This is a genomic window from Sphingobium sp. MK2, from assembly GCF_040170545.1.
Classification (GTDB): Bacteria; Pseudomonadota; Alphaproteobacteria; order Sphingomonadales; family Sphingomonadaceae; genus Sphingobium.
The window spans coordinates 145553-161669 of record NZ_JAZDXA010000007.1 but is presented as its reverse complement, the minus strand read 5'-3'; the positions used below and the strand labels follow the sequence as shown (position 1 = coordinate 161669).

Below are 16117 nucleotides of genomic sequence, written 5' to 3'. Positions count from 1 at the left end.
CGATGCCCCATTCCCCCGCACCGCTGCGCCTGGGCGTCAATATCGACCATGTGGCGACCATCCGCAATGCGCGCGGCGGGGATCATCCCGATCCGGTCAAGGCGGCGCTGCTGGCGGTGAAGGCGGGGGCCGACGGCATCACGGCCCATCTGCGCGAGGACCGGCGGCATATTCGCGACGAAGATGTCGCGACGCTGATGGCGGCGCTCAGCGTGCCGCTCAATCTGGAAATGGCAGCGACGGCGGAGATGCTGGACATCGCTCTGCGCTACAAGCCGCACGCTGCCTGCATCGTCCCGGAAAAGCGCGAGGAGCGCACGACCGAGGGCGGGCTGGACGCGGCGGGGCAGTTCGAGACGCTACGGCCGATCGTCGCGGCGCTCAATGATGCGGGCATTCGCGTCAGCCTGTTCATCGAGGCCGACGCAGCACAGATTGACGCGGCGATCCGGCTGGGTGCCCCGGTGGTGGAATTTCATACCGGCGCCTATGCGCATCTGAGCGGCGAAGCGCGCGCGGTGGAATTGCGCAAGCTGGCCGATGCTGCTGCGCTGGCGGCCAAGAACGGCATCGAGCCTCATGCGGGCCATGGCCTGACCTTCGACAATGTCGCGCCGATCGCCGCCATCCCGCAGGTCGCTGAACTCAACATCGGCCATTTCCTGATCGGCGAGGCGATCTTCGGCGGGCTGGAAGGCAGCATTCGCGAAATGCGGCGGCAGATGGATCTGGCGCGGTGATGGGTTGTGCGCATTCCTCCCCGGCACGGGGAGGGGGACCAGCCAAAGGCTGGTGGAGGGGGAGTGCCTCTTGGTGCGACATCTCGAAGGAGCGCGCGCTCATCCTGCCCCCTCCACCACCGCTGCGCGGCGGTCCCCCTCCCCGTGCCGGGGAGGAATAATGATCATCGGTTTAGGCTCCGACCTCTGCAATATCGAGCGGATCGCCAATTCGCTCGACCGTTTCGGCGCGCGATTTGAGAGCCGCGTCTTCACCGATGTCGAGCAGGCCAAGGCCAATCGCCGCCCCTTTACCAAGGCGGGAACGCTGGCCAAGCGCTTCGCCGCCAAGGAGGCTTTTTCCAAGGCGGTCGGCACCGGGTTCAAGGCAGGCGTGTTCATGAAGGATATCGGCGTAGTCAATGCGCCATCGGGCGCGCCGACGCTCAACCTTACCGGAGGCGCGCTAGCCCGGCTCGACAGCCTGGTGCCGGCGGGGCATAGACCCGTCATCCACCTGACCCTGACCGACGATCATCCCTGGGCGCAGGCCTTTGTCATTATCGAGGCGCTTCCCCTGTGACGACCGATCCCACCAGCCTGCACGACACGACCACCGACGCGCATAGCCCACCCCAGGCCGCGACGCCCAAGTCGGACGTCAACTGGTGGCAGGAGATCAAAAGCATCACGCTGCTGATCCTGGCGGTGCTGGCGTTCCACAGCTTCGTCGCCAAACCCTTTTATATCCCGTCCGAATCGATGATGCCGGTGCTGCTGACCGGCGATCGGCTGGTGGTGAGCAAATTCCCCTATGGCTGGTCCTATGTCTCCCCCAGCTTCCATCCGCTCCCCTTTATGAAGGGCCGGATCTTCGGGCGGCTGCCGGTGCGCGGCGACATCGTCATCGTGTCGCCGCAAAATAGGCGCGAAGATTATATCAAGCGGGTGATCGGCCTGCCCGGCGACATCATCGAAGTGCGCGGTGGGCAGGTGCTGCTCAACGGCGTGGCGGTAAAGCAGCGGATATTGAAGCCCTTGCGCTTGCCCGTGGATGGCAACGCCCCCTGCCCGCCCATGCAGTTTCCCGGTGCGCGCAAGCAGGGCGCAGACGGCCGGGATTATTGCGAATTGCCGGTGCGGCAGGAAATCCTGCCCAATGGCAAGACCTATCTCACCATCGACATGGGGCCAAGCGCGCTCGATTGGTATGGCCCGGTGCGCGTACCGGAAAACCACGTCTTCCTGATGGGCGACAATCGCGACAACAGCGCCGACAGCCGCGCGCCGCTGGAAGAAAATGGCCTGGGCGGTCCCGTGCCCTGGGAAGCGATCGGCGGCCGCGCCGAGTTCATCACTTTCAGCCTGGACGGCGATTCAAGCTGGAACCCGATGACCTGGTTCCACGCCTTCCGCAGCGGGCGGGCGGGGAGCAGCCTGCGGCCGGCGAGCGTTACCAACCCGCAATAGCTATTTCACAGCTTCGCCGCGTTCGCGGGCAAGTCGCTTAGCCAGCAGTTGCCGGGATCGGTCGGCATAGCGACGGCACGCTCCCGGCTTGTCGTCATATCGCCCTTCGCCGGCATTGTCGGGGTGGGCGGATATCAACATGTCGCATGGCAACTTGTTCATACGCGCATAGCTCGCCGCAAAGCCGTTAAGGATCGCGGCATTTGATGCTGCGGTATAGCGATAGCCATCGGCCGATACCGGATTGAGGCTGGAAGCGAACAACATCGTCTTGCAGGCCTTCTTGTCGCAGGCCCGCCAGCTCCAGCTCATGCTGCCCATCGTATGCCCCGGCGTCGCGTGCGCGGTGATGGCCGTGCGGCCCAGCCTCAACACCTCCCGGTCCTTGACCACGCGCACATGCGTCACGCGCGGCCAGCGGCCACCATAGCCCAATTGCGGATCGTCCTTGGCATGGACTCCCGACCGTAACCCTTCAGCACCGCGCGCGCTTGCGATCACCGTCGCGCCGGTATCACGGGCAAGCGCGGCCAGCCCGCCGCTATGGTCAAAATGCGGCTCCGTGCTCAGAATAAATTTAATGTCTTTCGGGTCGAACCCCAGTTTGCGGACATTGTTCAGTATCGCTGGTGCCGCTTGTGGCAGCGCACCGTCGATCAGTATCAGGCCCGCCCCTGTATCGATCAGCGCGACGCTCAGCCCACCAAAACCGACGAGATAGCTGTTTCCGAAGATTTTTTCCGGTGGCAACGGCGTAAGCCATTCTTTGGCCTGGTCTACGGCCATCGGGCGGGTCAACGGGTCGGTCGCGCCCGGTGCCGGGTCGCGCATTTTCGTCACGCCTCCGTGCGCCTGGGCTGTAATCACCTTGGGTTGCAGCGCGTGGCCCCCACCTGCGGCCATGATGGCGATTGCCATAATTACGATCATTTCAGTCTCCCTTCGCTAACGGGATGCCAATCGAGACCGTGCGTGACAAAGCATGATTTCTCGACAAAGCCATGAGATTAATCGATGTCAGGGCCATGGATCGTGCCCAACTCCCGCTCAACGCCCTGCGCGCATTCGAGGCGGCTGCGCGCCATCTCAACTTCACCCGCGCAGCGATCGAACTGTGCGTCAGCCAGGGTGCCGTCAGCCATCAGGTCGCGCAGCTCGAACGTCGCCTTGGCACCCGCCTTTTCCACCGCCTGCCGCGCGGACTGGCGCTCACCGATGAGGGCCAGGCACTCGTGCCGGTGCTCGCCGATGCCTTCGATCGCGTCGGCGCGACGCTTGACCAATATGCCGATGGTCGTTTCCGCGAGACGCTGAAAGTTGGTGTTGTCGGCACTTTCGCAATCGGTTGGCTCCTGCCGCGCCTCGACACGTTCGCGCGCGCGCATCCATCAATCGACCTGCGCATCTCGACCAACAATAATCGCGTCGATCTGGCGGGCGAAGCGCTCGATTTTGCGATACGCTTCGGCGATGGCGCCTGGCACGGAACGCATGCGGAGCCATTGCTTGCAGCGCCGATGGCTCCGGTCTGCGCACCAGTCATCGCCGCACGGCTCAAGTCGCCTGCCGACCTCGTCCACGAACAGCTATTGCGTTCCTACCGTCCCGACGAATGGGCGCTGTGGTTCGACGCTGCGGCCGTGCCCGTACCTGTATTTCGCGGTCCCATTTTCGACAGTTCGGCGCTGATGGCCTCGGCTGCAACTGCCGGGCTTGGTGTCGCCCTCGTGCCGCTCGCCATGTTCACCCAGGCGCTTGCGTCGGAGCACCTCGTCCAGCCGTTCAAAATCACGATCGACGCTGGCCGCTACTGGCTGACGCGCCTGATATCGCGTCCCGAAAGTGATGCGATGCGCCGGTTTCGCGACTGGCTGATGGAAGACAGCGCAGCCACGCCTCCCCAGCCATCTTCATAGCGGAACGGTTCAACGGGATCGCGACGACCGACCTGTGCCATGTCCTCTTTCATCCCCGGCTACGCGCCTGGTGGGGATATCTCGATTAAACACTGTTTTAGGGGATAAAAATGGTGCTGCTGGGGAGGATTGAACTCCCGACCTCGTCATTACCAATGACGCGCTCTACCACTGAGCTACAGCAGCACTCTGTTTCTCATCCGCAAGCGCTCATCGCGCTGGGAGCCGGGCCTATGGCTGCGTGCGGTGCCCTTGTCAAGGCGGGTTGCGGCGGAAGATGCAATTTGCTTAGGACGTCGGCATGGCCGAGACACAGGATGACAAAAAGGCGCGACTGGCGCAGGCGTTGCGCGACAATCTGCGCCGTCGCAAGGCGCAGGCGCGGGAGACGCCACCTGCCCTCGCGCCCGATCCCGCCAAGGATTAACCCGCCGTCAGCGGCGCGCAGGCCGCCTTGAGCCACGCCAGCGCATCGCCCTCCAATTGCGGCCCGACCACGTCCAGCACCTGGGCATGATAGCGGTCGATCCACGCCTGCTCTTCCACGCTCAGCATGTCCGTAGCGATCAGCGCCCGGTCGATCGGCGCGAAGGTCAGTGTTTCGAACCCCAGCATCGGCTTTTCCGCGCCCGGCACGGCGCGTTCCTCGACCAGCACCAGATTTTCGATGCGGATGCCATATGCGCCGGTCTTGTAATAGCCCGGCTCGTTGGACAGGATCATCCCCGCCTGCAACGGCTCGTCGCCGCCGCCGAAGGTCGCGATCCGCTGCGGCCCTTCATGCACCGACAGGAAGCTGCCGACGCCATGGCCGGTGCCATGGGCATAATCCAGCCCCTGTGCCCACAGATATTGCCGCGCAAGCACGTCGAGCTGGCCGCCGCGCGTCCCCACCGGGAACACCGCCCGCGCCAAAGCCACATGGCCCTTCAACACCAGCGTAAACCGTTCCTGCATCTCGCGGGTCGGCGTGCCGATTGCCAGCGTGCGGGTGACGTCGGTGGTGCCGTCGCAATATTGGCCGCCCGAATCGACCAGATAGAGCGTGCCCGTCTCGATCGGGCGGTTGGTTTTGTCCTCGACCCGGTAATGGACCACCGCGCCGTTCGGTCCCGCGCCGCTGATCGTGTCGAACGAGAGGTCTTCGAGCAGGCCGGTGTCTTTGCGGAAGGCTTCCAGCCGGTCGGCGGCGGACATCTCCGTGAGGCCACCCTTGGGCGCTTCGACAGACACCCAATGGAGGAAGCGGCTGAGCGCAGCACCATCGCGCGCCTGCGCGGCCTTGTGCCCGGCAATCTCCACGTCGTTCTTGATCGCCTTGGGCAGCACTGCCGGGTCGCGCAGCGGCAGCACGGTTGCGCCGCCCTGTTCCAGCGCGTCGAAGATCGCGGCGACCGCCCGTTCGGGGTCGGCGACCACCGTCTTTCCGGCAAAATCCCGCAACGCACCGGCGAAGTTCACACCGTCGCTGACCCGCACCGCATTGCCCAGATGCTGGGTCACGGCTTCGTCCATCTTTTCGGGCGCGACATAGAGGTCGGCGGTCGCATCGGCATGGATGATCGCATAGGCGAGCGCTACGGGCGTACGATCGACATCCTTGCCTCGGATGTTGAAAGCCCAGGCGATCGAATCGAGTGCGGACAGCACCGCGGCGTCCGCGCCCGTCTCGACCAGCCAGTCGGCGATCGCCTGCCTTTTGTCGGCGGCGCTGCGACCGGCAAAGCGATCCTCATGCACCACCAGCCGTGCGGCGCTGGGCGCGGGCCGGTCGGGCCAGACCGCGTCGATCGGGTTGGTGTCGACCGCGACCAATGTCGCGCCCTTCTTCGCTAGTGCAGCGCTCGCCGCTTTCACCCAGGCGCTGGTATGCAGCCAGGGATCATAGCCGATCCGGCCGCCCTTGGGCGCATGCGTGCCCAGCCAGTCGGCGATCGAGGTCTGCGGCACGCTTTCATAGGCCCAATGCGCTCCGTCCACCTGCTCGCGAACCTGGAGCGTATAGCGGCCGTCGGTGAAGATCGCCGCCTGTTCCGGCAACACCACCGCGCTGCCCGCCGACCCCTGAAACCCGGTCAGCCACGCCAACCGCTGCGCATAGGCGCCGACATATTCGCTCATATGCTCGTCGGTCAGTGGCACGACGAAACCATCGAGCCGGTCCCGCACCAACTGCGCGCGCAGCGCCTTCAGCCGGTCTTCATAGGTGGACATTCATGCTTCCTTGTCTATCGGCCCTTGCGCAGGCCGCAAAGGCGACAACATAAGCAGGCAAAGGCGCTTATGCCAGCGCCGCCGACCAGATCACATCGACCCGATCATATATGGACACTGAATGACCGATCTTTCCCAGCCGCCCGTTGCCGCCCGTCGTCCGCACAGCTTCACCCATCATGGCATCACCCTGACCGACGATTATGCCTGGCTGCGCGACCCCGGCTATCCGGAGGTGACGGACAAACAAGTGCTGGACTATCTGGAGCAGGAGAACCGCTATTTCGAAGCGGCGATGGCCCCGCACAAGGCGCTGACCGACACGCTGTTCGCCGAGATGAAGGGGCGGATCAAGGAAGACGACCAGTCGGTGCCGCAGAAGGATGGCGACTATATCTATTGGCGCGCCTTCGAAATCGGCGCGCAATATCGCAAATGGTATCGCAAGCCCGTGGCGGGCGGGCCGGATCAGCTGATCCTGGACGAAACCGCGCTGGCGCAGGGGCATGACTATTTCCGGCTGGGCGCGATGTCGGTCAGCCCCGATGGCCGCTATCTCGCCTATGCGATCGACACCAACGGCTCCGAACGGTTCGAAGCGCGGATCAAGGATCTGCTGAACGGCGAGATTCTGCCCGAAATCATCCCCGACACGCTATCATCTTTGGTGTGGACCAGCGACAGCAAGGGGCTGCTCTACGGCATCGCCAATGATAATTGGCGCACGGACAATACGCGGCTCCACTGGCTGGGCCAGAGCGTGACAAGCGATGTCGAACTTTTCCATGAAGATGATGAGGGCTTCCGCGTCTCGGTCGGCCTCACGTCGTCGGAAAAATGGATCGTCATCGCCACCGGCGACCATGTGACGACCGAAGCCTGGCTGATCCCTGCCGACAATCCTTTGGCCGACCCGATCCTGGTCGCCCCTCGCCAACCGGGCCGCGAATATGATGTCGATGAGCATGAGGGCACGCTCTACATCCGCACCAACGATGCCCACCCCAATTTCCGGCTGGTGACGGCCTCGCTCGACGCGCCGGACCAGTGGACGCAGGTGATTGCGCCCGACGATCATTTCTACCTGACCGACTTCACCCTGTTCCAGCGTTTCTACGTCACCGAAGGGCGGCAGGATGGCCTCGACCAGATCGAACTGCGCGATTACGCCACCCACACGCCCAAGCGTATCCCCTTCCCCGAAGCCAGCTATTGCGCGGGGTTGGACGATAATCCCGAATATGATGTGACGAAGCTGCGCATCGGCTATGAATCGATGGTCACGCCCGACACCATCTATGATTATCATCTCGACGACGGACGGCTCGAAGAGTTGAAGGTGCAGGCCATTCCGTCGGGCTATGATGCCAGCCGCTACACGACCGAACGGCTGATGATCCCGGCGCGCGACGGCACCGCGATCCCGGTGTCGATCGTCTACCCCAAGGAACTGCCCCGTGATAGCAGCGCACCGCTGCATCTCTACGGCTATGGCGCCTATGGGCTGGCGATGGAGCCGGGCTTTTCGACCGGGCGGCTGTCGCTGCTGGATCGCGGCATGGTGTTTGCTCTGGCGCATATTCGCGGCGGCGATGACCTTGGCCAACAATGGTATCTGGACGGCAAGCTCGACAAACGCACCAACACCTTCACCGATTTCGTGGATGTCGCGAAGGGGCTGATCGACCTTGGCTATACGGCGGCGGGCAAGATCGGCATTTCGGGCGGATCGGCCGGCGGCGAGCTGATGGGCGCGGTGATCAACTCCGACCCCGACCTGTGGGGGGCGGTGGTGGCGCATGTGCCCTTTGTCGATGTGCTCAACACGATGCTGGACGAAACGCTGCCGCTGACGCCGGGCGAATGGCCCGAATGGGGCAATCCGATTACGGACAAGGCGGCGTTCGAAACGATTTTGGGCTATGATCCCTATAATAATGTGACGGCGCAGGCTTATCCACCCTTGATGGTGACGGCGGGCCTCAACGATCCGCGCGTCACCTATTGGGAACCGGCCAAATGGGTGGCGAAGCTGCGCGCGAACAAGACCGACGACAATATCCTGCTGCTCAAGACCAATATGGGCGCAGGCCATGGCGGCAAGTCGGGCCGGTTCGAGAGCCTGCACGAGACGGCAGAGGAATTTGCGTTTCTGCTGTGGCAATTGGGGGTGGTCGAGGCGTGAAAGGGCCAAACTCTCACCCGTTCGGGCTGAGCCTGTCGAAGCCTCTTTCTTTCTTCCAAGAAAGCCCCTTCGACAAGCTCAGGGCGAACGGGGGATAGAATCATGCCATCCAGCTACACCTGCCAGATCACCGCCACCCCCGACGACATCGACATCCTTGGCCATGTGAACAACGCGGTCTGGGTCCAGTGGATGGAGCGGGTGTCGGTCGAGCATTGGAACCGCGATGCCGACCCGGCCCATGTCAATGCCTATATCTGGGTCGTGACCCGGCACGAGATCGACTATCGCGGCAATGTGACGGCGGGCGAAAGCGTCACCGCGCGCACCTGGATTCCCCAAGCGCCGCGCGGCGCGCGCTTCGACCGGATGATGGAATTTACAGGTGCCGACGGCAAGGTGAAGGTCGCGGCCAAATCCACATGGGCGATCATCGACAAGGCCACCGGCCGCATCCTGCGCGTGCCGCCGGAGGTGGCGGCGAACTTCGTGGATTGAGCCGCCTTAAGGCACCACCACCTCAAACACATCGCCAATCCCCGCCTCGCCCGGCTGCGCTTCCCGTTCGCTCGCCTGCCGGTTCCACATCAGCGCGTAGAGGCCGTCGGCGCGCACCAGATCAGCGTGGCGGCCGCGCTCCACGATGCGGCCCTGGTCCAGCACGATAATCTCTTCGGCATCGACCACGGTGGACAGGCGATGCGCCACCACCAGCGTCGTGCGCTTGCGGCTGATGTCGCGCAGCACGGTCTGGATTTCCGTCTCCGTGCGGCTGTCGAGCGCGCTGGTCGCTTCGTCCAGCACCAGCAAGGGTGGGTCTTTGAGCAATGTCCGCGCGATCGCCACGCGCTGCTTTTCGCCGCCCGACAGCTTGAGGCCGCGTTCGCCGACGCGGGTGTCATAGCCTTTGGGCAGGCTGAGGATGAAGTCGTGGATCGACGCGGCCTTGGCGGCGGCTTCGATCTCGTCCTGGCTCGCGCCTTCGCGGCCATAGCCGATGTTGTAGCCGACCGTGTCGTTGAACAGCACCATGTCCTGCGGCACGATGCCGATCGCGGCGCGCAGCGAGGCCTGGGTCACCTTGGCGATATCCTGCCCGTCGATCGTCACCTGGCCCGACTGGATATCGTAGAATCGGAACAGGATGCGCGCGATGGTGGACTTGCCCGCGCCCGAAGGCCCGACGATCGCCAGCGTATGCCCGGCGGGCACCTCGAAGCTGACGTCATGCAATATCTCCCGCTCCGGGTCATAGCCGAAGCGGACATGATCGAACCGCACCGCGCCGCCTGGTGCCCGTAGCACGGTCGCGTCCGGCACATCGGCGACTTCGGCCTGGGTGTCGATCAGCGTGTACATCGCCTCCATGTCGATCAGCCCCTGACGGATGGTGCGATAGACCATGCCGAGCAGGTCGAGCGGGCGGAAAAGCTGGGCGAGCAGCGTATTGACCAGCACCACGTCGCCGGTGGTGAACTGGCCGACGCTCCAGCCCCAGACGCTATAGGCCATCGCGCCTGCCATCATCAGGTTGGTGATCAGCGACTGGCCGACATTGAGCCAGGCAAGGCTGTTCTCGCTCTTGATCGCGGCCTTGGCATAACGGCGCATCGCCCCGCTATAGCGGTCGGCCTCGCGCTGTTCTGCGCCGAAATATTTGACCGTTTCGAAATTCAGCAGGCTGTCGACCGCGTGGGCGACGGCGCTGGTGTCCATGTCCACCATGTCGCGGCGCAGCTGGTTGCGCCATTCGGTCACGGTACGGGTGAACCAGATATAGGCGACCACCATGACGAGCGTCGCGGCGACCAGCCCCCAGCCGAATTTGAACAGGAAGATCGCACAGACCGCGACCAGCTCGATGATGGTGGGGGCGATGTTGAACAGCAGGAAATAGAGCATCGTGTCGATGCTCTTCGTGCCGCGCTCGACGATCTTGGTGACCGCGCCGGTGCGCCGATCGAGGTGGAAGCGCAGCGACAGGCGGTGGAGATGGACGAACACGTCATCGGCCAAGCGACGGCTCGCCTCCTGCCCGACCTTTTCGAACACGGCATTGCGCAGATTGTCGAACAGCACCGCGCTGAACCGCGCACCGGCATAGACCAGCACCAGCGCCATCGCGAGGCCCACCGCTGGTTCCATGCCCGGTGCCATCCGGTCGATCACGCCCTTATAGGCAAAGGGCATGGCGATGCTGATGAGCTTGGCCAGCAGCACCAGCAGCATGGCGATGGCGACGCGGCGACGCAGCGCGGGCGCATCGGCCGGCCACAAATAGGGCAGGAAGCGGCGGAAGGTCGCCCAGACGGGCGGCAAGGGAGCGGTTTCGGGCGTTTCGGGAGGCATGGGCCTGCTATGTAGGGCTTATGGCCGGGCGGTCCAGTGGCAAGGGGGGAGCGGGCCGAAGGACAGGCGGCTTCAATTCCTTAACTTCGCACTTTTCCCGCACATTGCGATAGTATGTTGCGCCGCCTTGATCCTATCGCAAAGGTAAGACGGGAGCATAGCAGCGTCGCGGCCGGTAGGACAGCGCGCTTGCGCGGGCGCGTTCGTCATGGCAGCTTTCGGTTCGTCTCGAACGAGCGAAGGACGGCCCGATGCAACCCTTCACCATGGCGCTGGCACCCGAAAAATTGTGGCAGGCGATCAACCCGCTTTATTGGACGCAAAATGGCGGGCAGATCGGCCTCGTCAACATCACCCTGGGGCAGACGGCGCGCCCCGACATCGAACGCACGGTGCTGGACGAAGTCGGCAGCTATGGCCGCCAGATCGGCCGCATCGGCGACGCGCTCGAAATATTGATCCGCCATTTCGACACGACGGACCTGCCCCAGCCGGAACGCGACGCGCTGGCGATTTTGATGGGGCAGCTCGCCGACGTGCGCAAGATCAAGGCGCGCGAGCGGGGGTAAGGGCAGGCGCGGTCAGGCGGGGGCGAGGTGCTGGCGGAACCAGTCGGCAAGGTCCGCTTCGCCCAGATCGCCGGCGGCGAAGTCCAGCATGGTGCGGGTCGCGTCGCTCGCGTCGAAACTTAGGGCAACGCCGTTGAGCGCCAGAAACAAGCGCGCCAGCACCCAGCCGGTGCGCTTGTTGCCATCGACGAAAGGGTGGTTGCGAACGACGCCGAAAGCATAAGCGGCGGCCAGTTGGCAGCGATCCTCTTCGCCATAAGTCCATTGGTTAAGCGGCCGCGCCAGGGCGGACTCAAGCAAACCGTCATCGCGAACGCCGGTGCCACCGCCATGTTCGGCCAGTTGGCGGTCATGGATGGCGAGCGCGACGGGCTTTTCGATCCACACCGGCTCGCGGCGCTGCTCGCCGCTTTCCACCATGGCCGTCTACTTCGCCAGCACGCGCAATATGTCGCGATCCTCGCGCATGATCTGCTCGGCCAGGTCCATCTTCGATTCAAAGTCCGGATTGGCCGCGGTCAGGCGCACGCCGTCGGGCGACTCGGTAACATAGAGCATATCCCCCGGCCCGACGCGCAACTGCGCCAGCAATTCCTTGGGCAGGATGACTCCGGCGCTGTTGCCGATCTTGGTGATTTTGAGGGGCATGTTCATACGGGCGTTATAACATGGCTGGCAGCAGGGGTGCAATGGCCACGCTTCTTGTCAATATTAGCGCAATATTGTAGCTATTATAGCCATGGCACAGATGAATATCTCCCTGCCCGATGGCCTCAAAAGCTGGATAGAGGCCCGCGTCGCCGAAGGCCGCTACAGCAGCAGCAGCGATTATGTCCGCGATCTGGTTCGGCGCGAGCAGGAGGCGGAGGAAAGGCGCCGCGCTCTGCGCGCCGCGATCGAAGAGGGGCTGGCGTCGCCGGAAACCGACGCGACCATCGCCGACATCATCGCTGACGGTCGCGCCCGGCGGGCCGCCCAATCACGCGCGGGATGATACTGCGTATCAGGGCGAAGACCCGGCGCGGCATTTTTGATTGGGGATCATCGCGGCGCGAGTTGCGTAACGGCGGGTAGTAGCTCGATGATCTCCCTACCTGCTTGAAATAACCCAACAGATAGGTTATTTATCGCCATGGTCACGATCCATCGTGCGCATGGCATGCGCTTCGTCATCTACACGCACGATCATGAGCCGCCGCATGTCCATGTGCTGGGCAATGGCGAGTTGAAGGTCGCGCTGTCGCCGGATGGCGCACTGCCCCAACTCATATATGCGATCGGCATGAAAGCGGCGGATCGCAGGCGGGCGATGGATGTGGTGCTGGAGCGGCAGGCCGAATTTATGTCGGCCTGGCGGGCGATACATGGAGATGAGGAATGACGGATCACTGGTCCGATACGCAGATCGAGGCGGCAGAGGCGCGGGGCCGGGACGCGCTGGCCAACGAACCCCGCGCGCTGGCCGCGCGCTATGACCGCAAGGCGGCGCGCATCATCGTCGACCTAGCCAGCGGCGCAACCTTCGCCTTTCCGCCCGGCCTGGGGCAAGGGTTGGAAGCGGCCACGCCCGATCAACTGGCAGAGGTGGAGATTGCGGGCGCGGGCTTTGGCCTGCATTGGGAAGCGCTGGACGTGGACCTTTCCGTCCCGGCGCTGATGGCCGGATCCTTCGGCACCAAGGCCTGGATGCGCGAGCTGGCGCGGCGTGCGGGCAGCGTGACATCGCCTGCCAAGGCAGCGGCGGCGCGGGCAAATGGGGCGAAGGGTGGGCGGCCGAAGAAGGTGGGGTGAGAATTGATGAGGATAGCGCTACCCCTGCAATCCAAAAATTCTCGCCAATGATTGGATAATCGAATATTGACGGAATTGATCATGACATTTCAAGCATGAATTTTAAGGGTGAAATTTATCATGACGTATGTAGAGATGCGACACAGTGGAATTTCTCACGACATTAAAACTGAAATGGAAATTATACCAAGAATAGGTGATATAATAGACTATACATATGAGCAAGATCACCATCTATTTAAGGTCGAAAAAGTAATTCACATCTATGAAAATGGCACTTTTGACAAAGTGTACATTTCCGGGAAACAGATTGACGATTGGTTAGGCTGAAAATTTGGCCGCATTGAGCGGAAATTTGTACTGTTACTGCACCTCCAAATAATTAGAAGGCGGGGTATTAATCCCGCTCCCGATCCCCAGCGCCCATATACAGTTCACTCCCCGTTTCCCTGAACACCTTGCTCATCTCCGCCATGCCCTGTTCGGCGGAGGCGGGGTCCAGGGGCACACCCCCTCCACCAGTTGGCTGCGCCAACGGCTCGCCTTGCGAGCCGGCTTCGCGGCTGCGACTTGCCCCCGGCAAGTCGCTGGTCGCCGCTACGCCCCCCTCCCCGTTCCGGGGAGGATTGGCGGCGATAAACGCATCAGCTTCCTGATTCTGCTTCGCCGCGAAATCGCGGACCTCCTGCGTGATCTTCATCGAGCAGAATTTGGGGCCGCACATCGAGCAGAAATGCGCGCTTTTCGCGCCTTCCGCGGGGAGCGTCTGGTCGTGATATTGCTCCGCCGTGTCGGGGTCCAAACTCAGGTTGAACTGGTCCCTCCAACGGAACTCGAACCGCGCGCGGCTGAGCGCATCATCGCGCACCTTCGCCGCCGGATGCCCCTTGGCGAGGTCAGCGGCATGGGCGGCGAGTTTGTAGGTCACCACGCCGACCTTCACGTCATCGCGGTCGGGCAGGCCCAGATGCTCCTTGGGCGTGACATAGCAAAGCATCGCCGTGCCGTACCAGCCGATCATGGCCGCGCCGATGCCTGAGGTGATATGGTCATAGCCCGGCGCGATGTCGGTGGTGAGCGGCCCCAATGTATAGAAAGGCGCTTCGCCGCAGGCTTCGAGCTGCTTTTCCATATTCTGCTTGATCTTGTGCATGGGCACATGGCCCGGCCCCTCGATCATAACCTGCACATCCTGTTCCCAGGCGCGCTTGGTCAGTTCGCCCAGCGTATAAAGTTCGGCAAATTGCGCTTCGTCATTGGCGTCGGCGATCGAACCGGGACGCAGGCCATCGCCCAGCGAATAGGCGATGTCATAGGCCTTCATGATCTCGCTGATTTCGTCGAACCGCTCGTAGAGGAAGCTCTCGCGATGATGGGCGAGGCACCATTTCGCCATGATCGACCCGCCGCGCGACACGATGCCGGTCACGCGCTTGGCGGTCATCGGGATATAGGGGAGGCGCACGCCTGCATGGATGGTGAAATAATCGACGCCCTGTTCGGCCTGTTCGATCAGCGTGTCGCGGAAAATCTCCCAATTCAGATCTTCGGCGACGCCGCCGACCTTTTCGAGCGCTTGATAGATGGGCACGGTGCCGATCGGCACGGGCGAATTGCGGATGATCCATTCGCGCGTGTCGTGGATGTTGCGGCCGGTGGACAGGTCCATCACCGTGTCCGCGCCCCAGCGGATCGACCAGACCAGCTTGTCGACTTCGGCGGCGACGTCGGACGCGACCGCGCTGTTGCCGATATTGGCGTTGATCTTGACCAGGAAATTGCGGCCGATCGCCATCGGTTCGGATTCGGGATGGTTGATGTTGCTGGGGATGATCGCCCGGCCGCGCGCCACTTCGTCGCGCACAAATTCGGGCGTCACATAGTCGGGGATGTCCGCGCCCCAATCCTGCCCGTCGCGGACATATTCGGAAAGGCGCGCGCGGCCCAGATTTTCGCGCTCCGCGACATATTCCATTTCCGGCGTGATGATGCCGCGTCGGGCATAATGCATCTGGCTGACATTGGCGCCCGCCTTGGCGCGCAGGGGGCGACGGGTGCCGAGCGGGAATTGGGCGACGCCGCCGCTACGATCCGGGCCTTTCAGTCCATTATCTTCCGGCCGCACCTCCCGCGCGGCATATTCCTCCACATCGCCCCGCCCGACGATCCAGTCGTGACGCAGCGTCGGCAGTCCCGCGCGAATGTCGATCTGCGCGGCGGGATCGGTATAGGGGCCGGACGTGTCATAGACGCGCACCGGCGCTTCGCCGCTGCCCGGCTCCAGCGTGATTTCGCGCATCGCGACGTTGAGCGGACCGACATGGATCTTGCGTGATCCCCTGATGGGGCCAGTGGTGACGCCGATTTCGGTGCGGGCGGGAACATCTGCCATAATTGTCTCTCCTTCATGGGCGAAAGAGAGTGACGGCGGGCGGTGTGACGGCGCGCTGACCCTCCCTACGCCGGTGTTAGCCGGATCAGGTTCAACGGGTCGCAGCCACATAGCTGCCTCTCAACCGTCTGCGGACGGTCCCCCGGGGATGCTGGACAGGGTAAGCTGTTCGCGGCATGAGTCCAGCCCCTATGTCCATTCACCCCGCCCCCGATCTGTCGACCAAGGAAGGCCGCAAGGCTTGGCGGCATGAATATCGCATGGTCGCGGTGCGGCCGCGTCGCTGGGGCCTGTGGCTGCTGACCGGCGGATTTCTGCTGTGGCTCGCGCCGTCCGCCTTTGGTCTGCACAGCATCCTGGGCTGGTCGCCCAGCCTGATCGGCATGGCGTTGATGCTGATGGCGACGCCGTTGCTGATCGCGGGGGCGGTGCTGCGGCGGCGTTATCGGCGCGGACGGTTGGGCACCGGCTAGAATCTGCACGGCCCGCGCGATTGGCTGTTGCATTGCAGC

Annotated in this window: 18 protein-coding genes, 1 tRNA gene and 1 riboswitch; of the genes, 12 read left to right on the top strand and 7 right to left on the bottom strand. The window is 63.3% G+C overall.

From position 1 onward, the window contains the following. Positions 1-2 precede the first annotated feature (2 nt). The 3 genes from V2I08_RS05025 (at position 3) to lepB (ending at position 2189) form a co-directional block, all read left to right on the top strand. Complete coding sequence (locus V2I08_RS05025) at positions 3-740, top strand: pyridoxine 5'-phosphate synthase (protein ID WP_310226970.1); 738 nt, start codon at positions 3-5, stop codon at positions 738-740. A gap of 160 nt (positions 741-900) precedes the next feature. Then, on the top strand, positions 901-1302 hold the full coding sequence (gene acpS / locus V2I08_RS05020; RefSeq protein WP_349634098.1) for a holo-ACP synthase: 402 nt from the start codon (positions 901-903) through the stop codon (positions 1300-1302). Between the two features lie 17 nt (positions 1303-1319). Further along, positions 1320-2189: a signal peptidase I gene (lepB, locus tag V2I08_RS05015; protein WP_349634129.1), complete on the top strand. Its 870-nt coding sequence runs from the start codon at positions 1320-1322 to the stop codon at positions 2187-2189. On the opposite strand, the gene bla is transcribed toward lepB, so the two are convergent. Next, the gene (gene bla / locus V2I08_RS05010; RefSeq protein WP_349634128.1) at positions 2190-3020 is read right to left on the bottom strand and encodes a subclass B3 metallo-beta-lactamase; all 831 of its coding nucleotides are present in this window, start codon (positions 3018-3020) and stop codon (positions 2190-2192) included. 194 nt (positions 3021-3214) lie between these two features. On the opposite strand from bla, the gene V2I08_RS05005 reads away from it, so the two are divergent. Then, positions 3215-4105 (top strand): LysR family transcriptional regulator, encoded by an 891-nt coding sequence (locus V2I08_RS05005; protein ID WP_349634097.1) that lies wholly within the window; start codon positions 3215-3217, stop codon positions 4103-4105. A gap of 111 nt (positions 4106-4216) precedes the next feature. On the opposite strand, the gene V2I08_RS05000 is transcribed toward V2I08_RS05005, so the two are convergent. Then, positions 4217-4291 (bottom strand) — tRNA-Thr (locus tag V2I08_RS05000). Positions 4292-4406: 115 nt separating this feature from the next. Between V2I08_RS05000 and V2I08_RS04995 the strand changes: the two genes are divergently transcribed. Continuing rightward, the gene (locus V2I08_RS04995) at positions 4407-4532 is read left to right on the top strand and encodes a hypothetical protein (RefSeq protein ID WP_349634096.1); all 126 of its coding nucleotides are present in this window, start codon (positions 4407-4409) and stop codon (positions 4530-4532) included. Here V2I08_RS04995 and V2I08_RS04990 read toward each other — a convergent pair. After that, complete coding sequence (locus tag V2I08_RS04990) at positions 4529-6319, bottom strand: aminopeptidase P family protein (RefSeq protein WP_349634095.1); 1791 nt, start codon at positions 6317-6319, stop codon at positions 4529-4531. The two genes, V2I08_RS04995 and V2I08_RS04990, sit on opposite strands and share 4 nt — an antisense overlap. Before the next feature lie 121 nt (positions 6320-6440). On the opposite strand from V2I08_RS04990, the gene V2I08_RS04985 reads away from it, so the two are divergent. Together V2I08_RS04985 and V2I08_RS04980 are read left to right on the top strand one after the other, a co-directional pair. Next, complete coding sequence (locus V2I08_RS04985; RefSeq protein WP_349634094.1) at positions 6441-8504, top strand: S9 family peptidase; 2064 nt, start codon at positions 6441-6443, stop codon at positions 8502-8504. A 102-nt stretch (positions 8505-8606) separates the two neighbouring features. Further along, positions 8607-9002, top strand: a complete 396-nt coding sequence (locus tag V2I08_RS04980) for an acyl-CoA thioesterase (protein ID WP_349634093.1) — start codon at positions 8607-8609, stop codon at positions 9000-9002. Positions 9003-9008: 6 nt separating this feature from the next. Here the strand turns inward: V2I08_RS04980 and V2I08_RS04975 are convergent, their stop codons facing one another. After that, positions 9009-10853, bottom strand: a complete 1845-nt coding sequence (locus V2I08_RS04975) for an ABC transporter ATP-binding protein/permease (protein WP_349634092.1) — start codon at positions 10851-10853, stop codon at positions 9009-9011. Positions 10854-11104: 251 nt separating this feature from the next. On the opposite strand from V2I08_RS04975, the gene V2I08_RS04970 reads away from it, so the two are divergent. Beyond that, entirely contained in the window at positions 11105-11422 is a 318-nt protein-coding gene (locus V2I08_RS04970) for a hypothetical protein (RefSeq protein ID WP_037476942.1), read from the top strand. Positions 11423-11434: 12 nt separating this feature from the next. Here V2I08_RS04970 and V2I08_RS04965 read toward each other — a convergent pair whose 3' ends face one another. Both V2I08_RS04965 and V2I08_RS04960 read right to left on the bottom strand, forming a co-directional pair. Further along, entirely contained in the window at positions 11435-11842 is a 408-nt protein-coding gene (locus V2I08_RS04965; protein ID WP_349634091.1) for a type II toxin-antitoxin system death-on-curing family toxin, read from the bottom strand. A 6-nt stretch (positions 11843-11848) separates the two neighbouring features. Beyond that, positions 11849-12076: an AbrB/MazE/SpoVT family DNA-binding domain-containing protein gene (locus V2I08_RS04960; protein WP_081912942.1), complete on the bottom strand. Its 228-nt coding sequence runs from the start codon at positions 12074-12076 to the stop codon at positions 11849-11851. An 85-nt stretch (positions 12077-12161) separates the two neighbouring features. On the opposite strand from V2I08_RS04960, the gene V2I08_RS04955 reads away from it, so the two are divergent. From V2I08_RS04955 to V2I08_RS04945, 3 genes are all read left to right on the top strand, one after another. Continuing rightward, on the top strand, positions 12162-12416 hold the full coding sequence (locus V2I08_RS04955) for a type II toxin-antitoxin system ParD family antitoxin (protein ID WP_349634090.1): 255 nt from the start codon (positions 12162-12164) through the stop codon (positions 12414-12416). 138 nt (positions 12417-12554) lie between these two features. After that, positions 12555-12803 carry a DUF4160 domain-containing protein gene (locus V2I08_RS04950; RefSeq protein WP_349634089.1) on the top strand — a complete coding sequence of 83 codons (249 nt, stop codon included), beginning with the start codon at positions 12555-12557 and terminating at the stop codon, positions 12801-12803. Continuing rightward, positions 12800-13213 carry a DUF2442 domain-containing protein gene (locus V2I08_RS04945; protein ID WP_349634088.1) on the top strand — a complete coding sequence of 138 codons (414 nt, stop codon included), beginning with the start codon at positions 12800-12802 and terminating at the stop codon, positions 13211-13213. Before V2I08_RS04950 ends, V2I08_RS04945 begins: the two co-directional genes overlap by 4 nt. A 397-nt stretch (positions 13214-13610) precedes the next feature. Here V2I08_RS04945 and thiC read toward each other — a convergent pair whose 3' ends face one another. Beyond that, the gene (gene thiC / locus V2I08_RS04940) at positions 13611-15605 is read right to left on the bottom strand and encodes a phosphomethylpyrimidine synthase ThiC (RefSeq protein WP_349634087.1); all 1995 of its coding nucleotides are present in this window, start codon (positions 15603-15605) and stop codon (positions 13611-13613) included. 45 nt (positions 15606-15650) lie between these two features. Beyond that, positions 15651-15760, bottom strand: a riboswitch (TPP riboswitch). A 36-nt stretch (positions 15761-15796) separates the two neighbouring features. Between thiC and V2I08_RS04935 the strand changes: the two genes are divergently transcribed. Then, on the top strand, positions 15797-16078 hold the full coding sequence (locus V2I08_RS04935) for a hypothetical protein (RefSeq protein WP_349634086.1): 282 nt from the start codon (positions 15797-15799) through the stop codon (positions 16076-16078). The last annotated feature ends 39 nt before the right edge of the window (positions 16079-16117 follow it).

What these genes read in the sequence shown, in the direction of transcription:
- V2I08_RS05025 (WP_310226970.1), top strand. Translation starts at nt 3, where the DNA reads ATGCCCCATTCCCCCGCACCGCTGCGCCTGGGCGTCAATATCGACCAT.
- acpS (WP_349634098.1), top strand. Translation starts at nt 901, where the DNA reads ATGATCATCGGTTTAGGCTCCGACCTCTGCAATATCGAGCGGATCGCC.
- bla (WP_349634128.1), bottom strand. Translation starts at nt 3,020, where the DNA reads ATGCGCGACCCGGCACCGGGCGCGACCGACCCGTTGACCCGCCCGATG.
- V2I08_RS05005 (WP_349634097.1), top strand. Translation starts at nt 3,215, where the DNA reads ATGGATCGTGCCCAACTCCCGCTCAACGCCCTGCGCGCATTCGAGGCG.
- V2I08_RS04995 (WP_349634096.1), top strand. Translation starts at nt 4,407, where the DNA reads ATGGCCGAGACACAGGATGACAAAAAGGCGCGACTGGCGCAGGCGTTG.
- V2I08_RS04990 (WP_349634095.1), bottom strand. Translation starts at nt 6,319, where the DNA reads ATGTCCACCTATGAAGACCGGCTGAAGGCGCTGCGCGCGCAGTTGGTG.
- V2I08_RS04985 (WP_349634094.1), top strand. Translation starts at nt 6,441, where the DNA reads ATGACCGATCTTTCCCAGCCGCCCGTTGCCGCCCGTCGTCCGCACAGC.
- V2I08_RS04980 (WP_349634093.1), top strand. Translation starts at nt 8,607, where the DNA reads ATGCCATCCAGCTACACCTGCCAGATCACCGCCACCCCCGACGACATC.
- V2I08_RS04975 (WP_349634092.1), bottom strand. Translation starts at nt 10,853, where the DNA reads ATGCCTCCCGAAACGCCCGAAACCGCTCCCTTGCCGCCCGTCTGGGCG.
- V2I08_RS04970 (WP_037476942.1), top strand. Translation starts at nt 11,105, where the DNA reads ATGCAACCCTTCACCATGGCGCTGGCACCCGAAAAATTGTGGCAGGCG.
- V2I08_RS04965 (WP_349634091.1), bottom strand. Translation starts at nt 11,842, where the DNA reads ATGGTGGAAAGCGGCGAGCAGCGCCGCGAGCCGGTGTGGATCGAAAAG.
- V2I08_RS04960 (WP_081912942.1), bottom strand. Translation starts at nt 12,076, where the DNA reads ATGAACATGCCCCTCAAAATCACCAAGATCGGCAACAGCGCCGGAGTC.
- V2I08_RS04955 (WP_349634090.1), top strand. Translation starts at nt 12,162, where the DNA reads ATGGCACAGATGAATATCTCCCTGCCCGATGGCCTCAAAAGCTGGATA.
- V2I08_RS04950 (WP_349634089.1), top strand. Translation starts at nt 12,555, where the DNA reads ATGGTCACGATCCATCGTGCGCATGGCATGCGCTTCGTCATCTACACG.
- V2I08_RS04945 (WP_349634088.1), top strand. Translation starts at nt 12,800, where the DNA reads ATGACGGATCACTGGTCCGATACGCAGATCGAGGCGGCAGAGGCGCGG.
- thiC (WP_349634087.1), bottom strand. Translation starts at nt 15,605, where the DNA reads ATGGCAGATGTTCCCGCCCGCACCGAAATCGGCGTCACCACTGGCCCC.
- V2I08_RS04935 (WP_349634086.1), top strand. Translation starts at nt 15,797, where the DNA reads ATGTCCATTCACCCCGCCCCCGATCTGTCGACCAAGGAAGGCCGCAAG.